At 70.4% G+C, this 11,664-nt stretch carries 14 protein-coding genes and 2 pseudogenes; 6 read left to right on the plus strand and 10 right to left on the minus strand.

Annotated features, from left to right (window positions below):
* Window positions 1-8: 8 nt before the first annotated feature.
* The gene (arsA, locus tag E3N86_RS16530; protein WP_134512321.1) at window positions 9-1,817 is read left to right on the plus strand and encodes an arsenical pump-driving ATPase; all 1,809 of its coding nucleotides are present in this window, start codon (window positions 9-11) and stop codon (window positions 1,815-1,817) included.
* 271 nt (window positions 1,818-2,088) lie between these two features.
* Here arsA and E3N86_RS16535 read toward each other — a convergent pair whose 3' ends face one another.
* The 3 genes from E3N86_RS16535 to E3N86_RS16545 all read right to left on the minus strand — a co-directional run bounded on the left by E3N86_RS16535 (window position 2,089) and on the right by E3N86_RS16545 (window position 4,997).
* Window positions 2,089-3,378: an MFS transporter gene (locus E3N86_RS16535; RefSeq protein ID WP_134512313.1), complete on the minus strand. Its 1,290-nt coding sequence runs from the start codon at window positions 3,376-3,378 to the stop codon at window positions 2,089-2,091.
* Window positions 3,379-3,430: 52 nt separating this feature from the next.
* The gene (locus tag E3N86_RS16540; protein ID WP_134512314.1) at window positions 3,431-4,084 is read right to left on the minus strand and encodes a bifunctional 2-polyprenyl-6-hydroxyphenol methylase/3-demethylubiquinol 3-O-methyltransferase UbiG; all 654 of its coding nucleotides are present in this window, start codon (window positions 4,082-4,084) and stop codon (window positions 3,431-3,433) included.
* 76 nt (window positions 4,085-4,160) lie between these two features.
* Complete coding sequence (locus E3N86_RS16545) at window positions 4,161-4,997, minus strand: LuxR C-terminal-related transcriptional regulator (protein WP_104100580.1); 837 nt, start codon at window positions 4,995-4,997, stop codon at window positions 4,161-4,163.
* Between the two features lie 100 nt (window positions 4,998-5,097).
* Here E3N86_RS16545 and hxlB point away from each other — a divergent pair, with 100 nt between their 5' ends.
* Window positions 5,098-5,748, plus strand: a complete 651-nt coding sequence (gene hxlB, locus E3N86_RS16550) for a 6-phospho-3-hexuloisomerase (protein ID WP_134512315.1) — start codon at window positions 5,098-5,100, stop codon at window positions 5,746-5,748.
* A gap of 66 nt (window positions 5,749-5,814) precedes the next feature.
* Complete coding sequence (gene hxlA, locus E3N86_RS16555; RefSeq protein ID WP_134375193.1) at window positions 5,815-6,438, plus strand: 3-hexulose-6-phosphate synthase; 624 nt, start codon at window positions 5,815-5,817, stop codon at window positions 6,436-6,438.
* Between the two features lie 97 nt (window positions 6,439-6,535).
* On the opposite strand, the gene E3N86_RS16560 is transcribed toward hxlA, so the two are convergent.
* The 3 genes from E3N86_RS16560 to E3N86_RS16570 all read right to left on the minus strand — a co-directional run bounded on the left by E3N86_RS16560 (window position 6,536) and on the right by E3N86_RS16570 (window position 9,444).
* On the minus strand, window positions 6,536-7,204 hold the full coding sequence (locus E3N86_RS16560; RefSeq protein ID WP_134375191.1) for an HAD hydrolase-like protein: 669 nt from the start codon (window positions 7,202-7,204) through the stop codon (window positions 6,536-6,538).
* Between the two features lie 87 nt (window positions 7,205-7,291).
* Entirely contained in the window at window positions 7,292-7,987 is a 696-nt protein-coding gene (gene nucS, locus E3N86_RS16565) for an endonuclease NucS (protein ID WP_104169263.1), read from the minus strand.
* Window positions 7,988-8,139: 152 nt separating this feature from the next.
* Window positions 8,140-9,444 carry an MFS transporter gene (locus E3N86_RS16570; protein WP_241986194.1) on the minus strand — a complete coding sequence of 435 codons (1,305 nt, stop codon included), beginning with the start codon at window positions 9,442-9,444 and terminating at the stop codon, window positions 8,140-8,142.
* A gap of 67 nt (window positions 9,445-9,511) precedes the next feature.
* On the opposite strand from E3N86_RS16570, the gene E3N86_RS17140 reads away from it, so the two are divergent.
* Together E3N86_RS17140 and E3N86_RS17940 are read left to right on the plus strand one after the other, a co-directional pair.
* Complete coding sequence (locus E3N86_RS17140; protein WP_198412922.1) at window positions 9,512-9,679, plus strand: helix-turn-helix domain-containing protein; 168 nt, start codon at window positions 9,512-9,514, stop codon at window positions 9,677-9,679.
* A 191-nt stretch (window positions 9,680-9,870) separates the two neighbouring features.
* Window positions 9,871-10,119 (plus strand): annotated as a pseudogene (locus E3N86_RS17940) (IclR family transcriptional regulator C-terminal domain-containing protein); the annotation flags it as partial.
* Here E3N86_RS17940 and E3N86_RS17695 read toward each other — a convergent pair.
* Entirely contained in the window at window positions 10,069-10,197 is a 129-nt protein-coding gene (locus E3N86_RS17695; protein WP_255453080.1) for a hypothetical protein, read from the minus strand. The pseudogene E3N86_RS17940 and the gene E3N86_RS17695 overlap by 51 nt on opposite strands.
* 79 nt (window positions 10,198-10,276) lie before the next feature.
* Here E3N86_RS17695 and E3N86_RS16580 point away from each other — a divergent pair, with 79 nt between their 5' ends.
* Complete coding sequence (locus tag E3N86_RS16580) at window positions 10,277-10,771, plus strand: aldehyde dehydrogenase family protein (protein ID WP_134512316.1); 495 nt, start codon at window positions 10,277-10,279, stop codon at window positions 10,769-10,771.
* Between the two features lie 34 nt (window positions 10,772-10,805).
* Here the strand turns inward: E3N86_RS16580 and fdxA are convergent, their stop codons facing one another.
* The 3 genes and pseudogenes from fdxA to sufC form a co-directional block, all read right to left on the minus strand.
* Window positions 10,806-11,129 carry a ferredoxin gene (gene fdxA / locus E3N86_RS16585; RefSeq protein ID WP_104100575.1) on the minus strand — a complete coding sequence of 108 codons (324 nt, stop codon included), beginning with the start codon at window positions 11,127-11,129 and terminating at the stop codon, window positions 10,806-10,808.
* A 45-nt stretch (window positions 11,130-11,174) separates the two neighbouring features.
* Window positions 11,175-11,534: a metal-sulfur cluster assembly factor gene (locus E3N86_RS16590; protein ID WP_104193717.1), complete on the minus strand. Its 360-nt coding sequence runs from the start codon at window positions 11,532-11,534 to the stop codon at window positions 11,175-11,177.
* Window positions 11,531-11,664, minus strand: a pseudogene (gene sufC, locus E3N86_RS17570) (Fe-S cluster assembly ATPase SufC); the annotation flags it as partial. The pseudogene sufC and the gene E3N86_RS16590, both read right to left, overlap by 4 nt.

Here is an 11,664-nt window from a genome sequence, read left to right on the forward strand (position 1 = left end):
TGACGACCCTGCGCTTCCTCGACGACGCCCCACGTTTCCTCTTCTTCACCGGCAAGGGCGGGGTCGGCAAGACCTCCATCGCGTGCGCGAGCGCGGTGCGTCTGGCCGAGTCCGGGGCATCCGTGCTGCTGGTCAGCACCGATCCGGCCTCCAATGTGGGCCAGGTCTTCGGGGTGACCATCGGCAACACGGTCACGCCGATCGCGGCGGTGCCCGGCCTGTCGGCCCTCGAGATCGACCCCGAGCAGGCGGCCGCGCAGTACCGCGAACGCATCGTCGGCCCGGTGCGCGGCCTGCTGCCGCCCGCCGAGATGGCCTCGATCGAGGAGCAGCTCTCGGGTGCCTGCACCACCGAGATCGCCTCGTTCAACGAGTTCACCGACCTGCTGACGGATGCCGCGTGGACGGCCGCGTACGACCACATTCTCTTCGACACGGCCCCCACCGGGCACACCATCCGTCTGCTGCAGCTGCCCGGGTCGTGGACCGACTTCCTCACCGAGGGCACGGGCGACGCGTCCTGCCTCGGGCCGCTCTCCGGCCTCGAGAAGCAGCGCGCCGTCTACGCCGACGCCGTGGCCGCCCTCGCCGACCCTGCCCGCACCCGGCTGGTGCTCGTGGCGCGCGCCCAGGGCGGCGCCCTGCGGGAGGCCGCCCGCACCCAGGCAGAACTCGACGCCATCGGCATGCAGCGTCAGCACCTGGTGGTCAACGGCATCCTGCCGGCCGGACCGGCAACGGATTCTGATGCCGATGCGGGCACGCCCGCCGAGGCCGACCCGCTCTTCGACGCCATCCGGGAGCGCGAACAGCAGGCGCTCGCGGCGATGCCCGCGGGGCTGCGCACCGCGCCCACCGACTACGTGGGGCTGAAGAGCACCAACATGGTCGGCTTGGCCGCGCTCCGCAGCCTGTTCGAGCCTGAAGTCGTCCCGACACCGGGCACCGGAATCGCCACGGTCGCTCCGGGGGCCCCGCTCTCGGCTCTCGTCGACGAGATCGAGGCCGGCGGCCACGGCCTGGTGATGCTGATGGGCAAGGGCGGTGTGGGCAAGACCACGCTCGCGGCGGCGATCGCCGTCAGCCTCGCCGAACGCGGGCTGCCCGTGCACCTCACCACGACCGACCCGGCCGCGCACCTCGATGACACCCTGGCTGGCGGGCTGGCGAACCTGACCGTGTCCCGGATCGACCCGGCCGTCGAAATCGCCAACTACTCCGAGCGGGTCATGCGCACGAAGGGCGCTCACCTCGATGCGCAGGGCCAAGCCATGCTCCGCGAGGACCTGCGTTCGCCGTGCACGGAGGAGATCGCCGTGTTCCAGGCCTTCTCCCGCGTGAGCCGGGAGGCGAAGGGCACCTTCGTCGTGATGGATACCGCGCCCACGGGCCACACTCTGCTGCTGCTGGATGCGACCGGGTCGTACCACCGCGAGGTCAGCCGGCAGCTGGGCGACGGCATCCGTCTGACGACGCCGATGATGCGGCTGCAGGACCCGGAGCAGACGAAAGTGATCCTGGTCACCCTCGCCGAGACCACGCCCGTGCTCGAGGCCGCGGAGCTGCAGGCCGACCTGGAGCGGGCCGGCATCACCCCGTGGGCGTGGATCGTGAACAACTCGATCGCCGCGGCGGCGCCGACCAACCCGCTGCTGCTCGCGCGGGCCCGGAACGAGCTCCCCGAGCTCGAGCACGTGCACGAGAAGCGCGCCCCGCGGCTCGCGGTGGTGCCGCTGCTGGCGGAGGAGCCGGTGGGCATTCCGGCGCTGCTCGCGCTCGCCGCGGGGCGGCAGCCCGCGCCGGCATCCGTTCGCTAGCTGGCCGGTCGGCCAGCGAGGGGGTCGGCCAGCGTTCCAGCCCCTACGTCTGTCGAGTCTGAGGCCCCGCAGTACCTGCGTCCCGAACGAATTCGACGGAGATTCTGGCCAAATCGGGTTCAAACAGTTGGAAAGAGCGCTCTCAGCACAAAATCTCCGTCGAATTGGTTCGACACCGAGGGCGGGATGCCAGCTGTGCGGAAAGCGTCCACGCGGTGCGGTCGACTCGCACCTGCCGCAGTGAAATAACCAATCGTCAGGACTGACCCGGTTAGCGCACGACCGGCCGGGCCGTGGTGCCGCGAACGGCAGACCAGACGACGATGACGCCCGCGAGCACCATGGTGACCAGCCCGAGCCCGGAGTAGCCGATCGCGCTCAGGATCAGGCCGGCCAGGGCTCCGCCGAGGGCACCGGCCCCGTTCATCGATAGGTCGGAGAAACCCTGCAGGGCGGCGCGGTCGTGCACGCCCACCACCTCGGCGATCAGCGCCGAGCCGGCGACGACGGATGCCGACCAGCCCAGTCCGAGCAGGATCAGCCCCACCGTCATGGCAGTTTGTGACTCCCCGGCCAGCCAAAAGATCGCCAGCGAGACCAGCAACAGGCTCTGGCCGATGAGGATGACGGGCATCCGTCCCAGCCGGTCGGCCAGCCAACCGAAGACGGGCGAGAGCGCGTACATGCCGGCGACGTGGAAACTGATGGTCAGCCCCACCAGCGTCAGGGTGGCGCCGTGGTCGCGCAGGTGCACCGGGGCCATCGACATCAGGGCGACCATGGTGGCGTGGCTGCAAGCGATCACGACTACTGCGAAGCGGGCCTGCGGGTTGACGCGCACGATGGCCAGGCCGCCGCGCCGCGTGCCGCCGACGGGGTCGACCTCGCGTGCGGCGAGGGCGGTGAGCAGCGGGTCGAGGCGGAGTCCGACCGTGTAGACAACGGCCGCGCCGACCGTGGCGATCAGGGAGAAGGCGAAGGCACCGGTCAGAGGGGGCAGGCCGAGGGCCTTCCCCACGGTCTCGCCGGGGCCGAACAGGTTCGGGCCGAGCACGGCGCCGATGGTCGTCGACCAGACCACGATGGACAGGTCGCGCGCCCGGAATTGTGTGCTCGCGAGGTCGGTGGCGGCGAAGCGGGCCTGCAGATTCGTGGCCGATCCGGCGCCGAGGAGCATCAGGGCCAGCAGGAGCAGCGGGAAGATGTCGACCGCGACCGAGGTGATGGCGAGAACAGCGCCGGAGCCGGCGATTAGCGAGCCGGTCGCGAGGGAGCGGCGGCGCCCGCGGCGCTGGGCCAGGCGGGCCAGCGGTACGGCCACGAGGGCGGCGCCGAGGGTGCTCATGGTGGCGGCCATGCCCGACCAGGCGCTGGAGCCGGAGAGCTGCGCGGCCAGCAGGGCGCCGAGGGAGAGCGTCGCGCCCATGCCGATGCCGCCGAGGATCTGGCCTGCGATGAGCACCCGCACGACCGTGCGCTGCAGCGGCGTGTGGTCGGCGGGCGCGGGCGCGGGGCGGGCGTCCGGGGTCACGGGCGCGGGCGCATCCGGATTGGTGGACATCGGACTCCCTTGTGGCATGTGCGCTGGGGTTTCAGCATACCCCAGGGGGTAATTAGACTTCGACGACGAGCAGGGTGTCGAGGGCGAACGTGACGCCGCCGCCGTCGCCGGGGGCCTCCGGGTCGGTGGCGAGGTCGCGGCGGATGGTCTCGCAGCGCACGACCCGGGAGGCACCCGGGCTTGCGGGGTCGATGCAGGAACGCAGCAGCTCGGGCGAGTAGAGGATGGCCGGATCGCCTGGTCCGGGGGCCCCGGTCGCGAGGTTGGTCTGGTCGTGCCCGAGCGCGACCAGGTGCCCGCCGGGGGAGAGCCACCCGGCGGCGCGGGCCAGCACGGCGCGCAAGGCGGGCTCGGGCAGGTGCAGGTACATCACGGTGACCAGGTCGAAGCTTTCGCCTGTCGGATCCCAGGTCGTGGCGTCGCCGACCTGCCAGTCCACCGACACGCCTGCCTCGGCGGCGTGCGCTTCGGCCTGGCCGACGGCTTCGGCGGAGAAGTCGACCGCCGTGACCGTCCAGCCGTGGCCGGCCAGCCAGATCGCGTTGCGACCGTCGCCGGTGGCCAGATCCAGCGCACGCCCCGGCGGGAACGGGCTCACGGTGTCCTGCACGATCTGTGCCGGCAGAGCCGACCACAGACGTCCGGCCTGGCCGGCCTGTGCCTCACGGGCGAGGCGGTAGCGGGTGTCCCATTCGGTGGCGTCCATGGCGTGTCCTCTCGGCGGGCATCCGTCGGTGTGAAGGGATGCTGCGCGATGGCCAGTTTCGCACGGAAGCGGCGGCTCAGCGGGAGAGCGCTGCCAGCTCGGCCCGGGTGGAAGCACCCACCTTGCGCAGCAGGTTGGCGACGTGGAACTTGACCGTGTTCTCGCTGATCGAGAGCGTCTCGGCGATCGCCCGGTTGCGGGCGCCGGAGGCGACCAGCTCGAGCACGCCCTTCTCGCGCGGGCTCAGACCCCACGCGGCGGCGGCCGTGAGCGGTGCGAGCGGCACGTCGAGGGGGAGGGTGACGGTCATTTCGGACCCCCAGCCGGTCGTCGCCTCCAGCCGCAGCGAGCCGTTCAGTGCGGCCACCCGGCTCGTCAACCGGCTGACGCTCGGGCTGTCCGGGGTGAGGTCGCCGGAGCCGTCGTCGCGGATGTGGATCAAAAGGTTGCTGCCGTCGCAGTCCCAGTGCACGCGCACGCGGGCCACCCCGGCCTGCTCGACCAGAGCCAGGACCGCGCCGCGCACGATGGCCCGGGCGGCGTGGGCCACCTCGCCGGGCAGGGCCCGGCCGTTCACGGGCGGCTCGATGAACTGCACGTCGAGGTCGCCGAAGCGCACGAGCGGGCGCAGGTCATCGCGCAGGCGTTCGAAGGCCCGAGCAACGGGCTCCTCGGTGAGGGACCGGTCGAGGTCGGAGACGGCGCGCAGCGCCACCATCGCCGTCGCGGCCAGGTCGATCGCGGTTTGCCGGGCCGAGGCGTCGCTCGTGTTCCGGGAGCGGAGCACGGCGAGCAGGGACTCGAGCGTGGTCGCCTGCGTGTCGGTCAGGTCGGCGACGACCCGGGCGCGCTCTGCGGCGGCCGAGCGGGAGTCGAACGGCTCGATCGAGGGGGCTGGGCGCTGACTATTCACCTCAGCATCCTACCGGAGGCGCGTTCAGCCATCCGTTCGGGTAGGTGCACCGCCCGTTCGGTGGGCCTCCTGCCCGCCCGAAAGAGTGGACCATAAGGGGATGCCCTCTTGCACCGACACCCCCGTGACACTGACCGTGACCGAGTCGCTCGCCGCCATCGCGGCCGAGAACGCCGGGATCGTGCGCCAGCTCTTGACGACGGCGACCACGAACAGCGCGAACACCACGAACAGCACGAACAGCAGTGACGACACGGCCGGCCTCCCGACCCTCGACCAGGCTGCGGCCGCCCTGCGGGGAGCCCGGCGCGTGTTTGTGCTCGGCGCGGGCCGGTCCGGCCTGGCCCTGCGCATGACCGCGATGCGGCTGATGCACCTCGGGCTCGACGTGCACGTGGTCGGCGAGGTCACCACCCCGGCGATCGCGGCCGGCGACGTGCTGCTGGTAGCGAGCGGGTCCGGCGCGACGGCCGCCGTCGTGCGCGCGGCCGAGACCGCCGCGGCATCCGATGCCCGGGTAATCGCGATCACCACCGCACCGGACTCCCCGCTCGCCGCGCTGGCCGCGGTGACCGTGGTCGTGCCGGCCGCCCAGAAGCAGGACCACGACGAACTCCGGTCACTGCAGTACTCGGGCGCGCTCTTTGAACAGACCGTCGTCGTGCTCGGCGACGCGATCTTCCACAGCCTGTGGAAGGCATCCGGGGCCACGGCCGACGAACTGTGGCCGCGGCACGCCAACCTCGAATAATGCTTTTCACTCACTCAGACCTATCAGACCTCACCAGACGTCACCAGAACCGGAAAGAAGACCATCATGAAGCTTCAAGTCGCCATGGACGTACTCACCACGGATGCGGCCCTCGAGCTGGCCGCGAAGGTTGCACCCTACGTGGACATCATCGAGCTCGGCACCCCGCTGATCAAGGCGGAGGGGCTGCGTGCCGTGACCGCCATCAAGGCCGCTCACCCCGACAAGACGGTCTTCGCCGACCTCAAAACGATGGATGCCGGTGAGCTCGAGGCCGACCTGGCGTTCACCGCCGGCGCCGACCTGGTGACCGTGCTCGGCACGGCCGGGGACAGTACCATCGTCGGGGCCGTCGCCGCGGCCACGAAGCATGGCAAAGGCGTCGTCGTCGACCTGATCGGCGTCGCCGACAAGGTGTCGCGGGCCCGCGAAGTGACAAAGCTCGGCGCCGTCTTCGTCGAGATGCACGCCGGCCTTGACGAGCAGGCGGAGCCCGGCTTCTCGCTCTCGACTTTGCTCAACCAGGGTGAGACCGCCCGGGTTCCGTTCTCCCTGGCCGGCGGTGTGAGCGTCGCCACCATTGCCTCCGTGCAGCGTGCCGGGGCCCGGGTCGCCGTCGCCGGCGGCGCCATCTACGGCGCGGAGGACCCGGCCGCCGCGGCGGCCGCCCTGCGCGCCGCCATCATCTAGCCACCCCGGAGTTGGCGCGGGAGTCCGCGTGGATACGGAAAAAGCACCCTCGTTTCGAGACGAGGGTGCTTTCTCGTGGGGCCAGGGAGGGGGGGTGTCAGCCGAGTAGCATCTTGCCGAGCGTGTCAGCGGAGTAGACGGTCGCGGTCGCCTCGGCGGCCTCGGACGGGGAGCCGTAGCCCCACTCCACGAGGATGGCCGGCACGCCGTGGGCGGCCGCACCTTCCGCGTCGTAGCGGCGGTCACCGACCATGACGGGCTTGCTGAGGTCGGCACCGGCGGCGGCGAGGCGCTCGAGGGCCTCCGCCACGACGTCGGCCTTGGAACTGCGCGTCTCGGTGTCGGTGGAGCCCACGATGGCGGTGAAGTACTGTGCCAGGTCGAAGTGCTCGAGCACCGCGATCGCATTGTGCTGGGTTTTGCTGGTGGCCACGGCCATCGGGATCTTCGCCGCGTGGATGCGCTCGAGGAGTCCGGCGACGCCCGGAAAGATGGCGGTGTCCAGCAGGTGCTTGCCCTGGTCGTCGGCGCGATAGACGGCGACAGCCTCGGCGGCCTCCTCCGGTGTCATTCCGGCGTACTCGCGGAAAGCGGCCAGCAGAGGCGGCCCCACGTAGGCCAGTAGTTTCGCGTCGGCGGGAACCGGGCGGCCCAGCACGGCGAAGGTGCGGGCGAGGGCATTGGTGATGGCCGGGGCGGAATCGGTGATCGTTCCGTCAAGGTCAAATATGATGGCACTCCACGTGCGGGTCAATGTCGAAATCACAGCCTAATACTAGGGGTCGGGGGTCGATCCATCGCATGAATTTAAAGAAAAATAGGAGTAATACGCTTTCGCGCGGGCCGCCAGCCCCTAAAAGAGTTTCGATTGTGTGTCGTCGAGTCCGCGCATGGCGTCGTAGTCGAGAACGAGGCAACGGATGCCCCGGTCCTCGGCCAGGGTGCGCGCCTGCGGCTTGATGATCTGTGCGGCGAAAACCCCGATCACCGGCGCAAGATGCGGGTCGCGGTTCATGAGTTCGAGGTAGCGCGTGAGCTGTTCGACCCCGTCGATGTCGCCGCGCCGCTTCAGCTCCACGGCGACGGATCCGCCCGTGGAGTCGCGCGCCAGGATGTCGACCGGGCCGATCGCCGTCATGTACTCCCGGCGCACCAGGATATGGCCGTCGCCGAGCAGGTGGATGTGCTCGGCCAGCAGCTTCTGCAGGTGGGCCTCGACGCCGTCCTTGATCAGCCCGGGGTCGATGCCGAGCTCGTGGGCGGAGTCGTGCAGCACCTCGTAGATGCTGACGATGAGCTGATCGGCGGTCTTGGCGTGGGTGACCGTCCAGACGGCCGTGACGCCGGCCTCCGTCTGGTCGTCATCGGGCTCGGACAGCGCCAGGCTGCACGGCGGGCTCATCCAGTTGAGCGGCTTGTACGAGCCGCCGTCGGAGTGCACGAGCACGCTGCCGTCCGACTTGATCATGAGCAGGCGGGTGGCCAGCGGCAGATGCGCGCTCAGTCTCCCGGCGTAGTCGACGGAACATTTCGCAATCACAAGGCGCACGGTTCGAGCCTAACCGCGCCGCGGCATACGTTCGCCCACCCTCGACGAACCTCCCGCGCCCCGGGTCCGAACCAATTCGACGGAGATTTTGCCGTTTCGGCTTGAAACAGCCCCAAGACCGGCCTCTAGCGCCAAAATCTCCGTCGAATTCGTTAGGCGGCGGGGGCGCTGGTGCGCTCGCGCGCGGCGGGGGCGGCCAGGCCCGCCAGAACCATCAGCGCCAGGATCAGGAACAGGGCGTTCAGGATGCCCCAGGCCTCCCCGAGCAGGCCGAGCACGGGCGGGCCCACGAGGAACGCGAAGTAGCCGATCATGGCGACGGCGCTCACTCGGGCGGCGGCGTTCTGCGTGTCGTCGGCGGCGGCCGACATGCCCACCGGGAAGCCGAGCGACGCGCCGAGACCCCAGAGCACCGTGCCGCTGTAAAGCAGCCCCTCGTTCGGCGCGAGGATGAACAACACCAGGCCCAGGATGCCCAGCGCGGCGCAGGCGCGCAGCACCGGTACCCGCCCGAACCGGTCCAGGATCGGCCCGCCGAACACTCGGCCGACGGTCATCGCCGTCACGAAGACGCCGAAGATGATGGCGCCCTCCGTGTTGCTCAGCCCGTGCCCGTCGACGGCGGCCAGGGCCAGCCAGTCGTTGGCCGAGCCCTCGGCGAAGGTCATGCCCAGCACGATCGTGCCGATCAGGAGGATCCTCGTGTCACCCCACGCGGACAGGCCGACGCGCAGGCGCTCCCGCCACGGCGGCGCAGGGCGCGGCCCGGCCTCCGCCGTTCCCGGCGCGACGCCCGGCTCCGCGCCCGACGCCGACGCCGTCGCCGGCTCGTCGCCGAGCTCCGCTCGCACCGGGATATACCGCACCCCGGCGACGGCCGTGGCGAGCACGAGAAGCGCAACCCCGGCCAGGTGCCAGAACACCGGCAACGAAACGAAGGATGCCCCCGCGCCCGCCAGTGCGCCGACCACGGTGCCGAGGCTGAAGCAGGCGTGCATCAGCGGCATCAGCGTCTTGCCGATCGCCCGCTCAACCGCCGCCCCCTCGACGTTCATCATGACGTCGACCGAGCCCATCCCGAAACCGACCAGGGCCAGCCCGGCGAAGACCAGCTCGGTGGACCCCAGCAGGCTCGTGCCGACCCCGGCCGTGATGAGCCCGGCCGAGGAGATCGCGACGCCGAGCACCACGGCGCGCCGGGCGCCGAGGCGGGCGAGCAGCCCGACCGCCGCCACCAGGCCGATCACCGACCCGGCCGAGAGGCCGAAGATGACAATGCCCACCTGCGCGGTCGAGAGCTCGAGGCCGTCTCGCACGGCCGGGATGCGGGACATCCAGGTGGCCAGTGCGAGTCCGGCAATGAAGAAGAGTGCGAACACGGCGTTCCGCCAGGCGTGCAGCCCGGGCCGGGCGGCTGGAGTGGCGGAGATTCCGAGGTCGCGAGCGGTGTGGGTCACACCCTCCACGTTATCCGAAACGCAATCTGCCGCACGTGGGGGGACTTCAGGGGGCAACAGAACGGGGGTGCCGCACCCCGCCGCACCGCGGTCGCTCTCCGAGATCTGCGCCGAGAGCGGGCTGCCACAGAGCACCGTGCGCCGCCTGCTCGGCGAGCTCGAAGAGTGGGGCGCCGTGCAGCGGGATGCCCGCGGCCGCAACCAGATCGGCCTGCGCCTCTGGGAACTCGGCTAGCACGCGGGGCGGCAGCTGCGCGACGTGGCCCGCCCCCTACCTTCAGGACCTCTCCGGCCTCACCCAGGAGACCGCGCATCTGGCCATCCGCGACGGGGCCGACGTGCTTTACATCGACCGCGTCTACGGCACCCGGCGTGTGCCGCAGGCCCCCCCGGGTCGGCGGCCGGCTGCCCATGCACGCCACCGCCATGGGGCGCGCCATCCTGGCATTCGAGGAGGACTGGGTGCAGGACGCCGTGCTCGGCGGCACGCTGATCGCCCGCACCGCCTTCACGAAGACCGACCACGAGCAGCTCCGCCGGGAGATCGAGAAGATCCACGTGCAGGGGTTCGCGCTCGCCTCGGAGGAGGTTCGCCTCGGCTCCGGCTCCCTGGCGGTTCCGGACTTACAGGCTGACGGCCGCGTCGTCGGCGGGCTCGGCATCGTGCTGCCGACCAGCCGCGCCCACCAGCTCGAACGCAACCTGCCGATCCTGCTCGGCACGGCCGAGCGCATCCAGGCCGGAATCGCGCAACTCCCCCCTCGGCGCTGCAGCCCGCCGCCCGCGCCCGCAAACCACCCCGGTGATCGACCCCGTCGCGATCTGAGACCCGATGGATCCGGCAACCGTGTTCGGGCCGAGCGCGACCGCCGCGCAGGGGGACACGGTGCTTGGTTACATCCGGTCGGGCCTGGCGGAGGGTGCCCGCGCCACGACCGGCGGCGACGTGCCCAGCGGGTTCGACCGGGGCTTCTCCGTCACGCCGACCGTGTTCGCCGACGTGACGCCCGGCATGCGGATCGCCCGGGAGGAAGTCTTCGGGCCGGTGCTGTCGATTTTGCGCTACGACCGCCTCGAGGAGGCCATCGGGATCGCCAACAACACGGATTTCGGCCTCGGAGGGACGGTCTTCTCCGCAGACGAGGATGCCGCCCTCGCGGTGGCTTCGCGGGTGGACACGGGCTCGATCGGGATAAAATTCTTCGCCGCAAACCATGCCGCCCCGTTCGCGGGGCGGCATGGCTCAGGGCTCGGCGTCGAATTCGGCCTGGAGGGTCTGCACGTCTACCTCAAGCCGCAGTCGGTGCACCGCCGCATCCGCTCGTAGCCGGCACAGCGGTGCGCTCAGGATCGCGGCAGGATCAGGGCCGCACCTGCGGGGGCAGGGCGGCGATGATCGGGTGGTCCTTCTGGAACACGCCGGATTTCGCCGCCCCGCCGGGCGAGCCGATGTCGTCGAAGAACTCGACATTGGCCTTGTAGTACTCGGCCCACTTCTCGGGCACGTCGTCCTCGTAGTAGATGGCTTCGACCGGGCAGACCGGCTCGCAGGCGCCGCAGTCGATACATTCGTCGGGGTGGATGTAGAGCGAGCGCTCACCCTCGTAGATGCAGTCGACCGGGCACTCGTCGACGCAGGCGCGGTCCTTCACGTCGACGCAGGGCAGGGCGATCACATAGGTCATCGGCACGCCCCGGTCAGACTCAGCCGAATCGGGGCAACGGGCTGGCTAAATGTTGAATCCAAGAGCGCTCATCATCTCCCGGCCGTCGTCGGTGATCTTGTCGATGCCCCACGGCGGCATCCAGACCCAGTTGATGCGGAACTGGTCGACGATGCCGTCCAGGTTGACGCCGATCTCCTGCTCGAGCACCTCGGTCAACGGGCAGCCGGCCGAGGTCAGGGTCATGTGAATGATCAGGGCATCGTTTTCATCGTCCCAGCCCAGATCGTAGATCAGGCCGAGGTCGACGATGTTGATGCCGAGTTCCGGGTCGATCACATCCTTGAGGGCCTCCTGGACGGCATCGAACCGCGCCGCGCCCAGGGTCGATTCCGCCGACTGCAGTGCGGTTGTCCCGAGGCTCATCGGGCGACGTCGGCGCTCTGGAAGCGATCGTAGCCCTCGTCTTCGAGGCGGTCGGCGAGTTCGGGGCCACCCTGTTCGGCGATCCGGCCGTCGACGAAGACGTGCACGAAGTCCGGCTTGATGTAGCGCA

This window comes from Cryobacterium sp. Hz7, from assembly GCF_004402815.1.
Classification (GTDB): domain Bacteria; phylum Actinomycetota; class Actinomycetes; order Actinomycetales; family Microbacteriaceae; genus Cryobacterium; species Cryobacterium sandaracinum.

Coding starts and splice junctions, on each gene's coding strand:
- E3N86_RS16535 (WP_134512313.1), bottom strand. CDS start 3,378: ATGTCCACCAATCCGGATGCGCCCGCGCCCGTGACCCCGGACGCCCGC.
- E3N86_RS16540 (WP_134512314.1), bottom strand. CDS start 4,084: ATGGACGCCACCGAATGGGACACCCGCTACCGCCTCGCCCGTGAGGCA.
- hxlB (WP_134512315.1), top strand. CDS start 5,098: ATGCCCTCTTGCACCGACACCCCCGTGACACTGACCGTGACCGAGTCG.
- hxlA (WP_134375193.1), top strand. CDS start 5,815: ATGAAGCTTCAAGTCGCCATGGACGTACTCACCACGGATGCGGCCCTC.
- E3N86_RS16580 (WP_134512316.1), top strand. CDS start 10,277: ATGGATCCGGCAACCGTGTTCGGGCCGAGCGCGACCGCCGCGCAGGGG.
- fdxA (WP_104100575.1), bottom strand. CDS start 11,129: ATGACCTATGTGATCGCCCTGCCCTGCGTCGACGTGAAGGACCGCGCC.
- E3N86_RS16590 (WP_104193717.1), bottom strand. CDS start 11,534: ATGAGCCTCGGGACAACCGCACTGCAGTCGGCGGAATCGACCCTGGGC.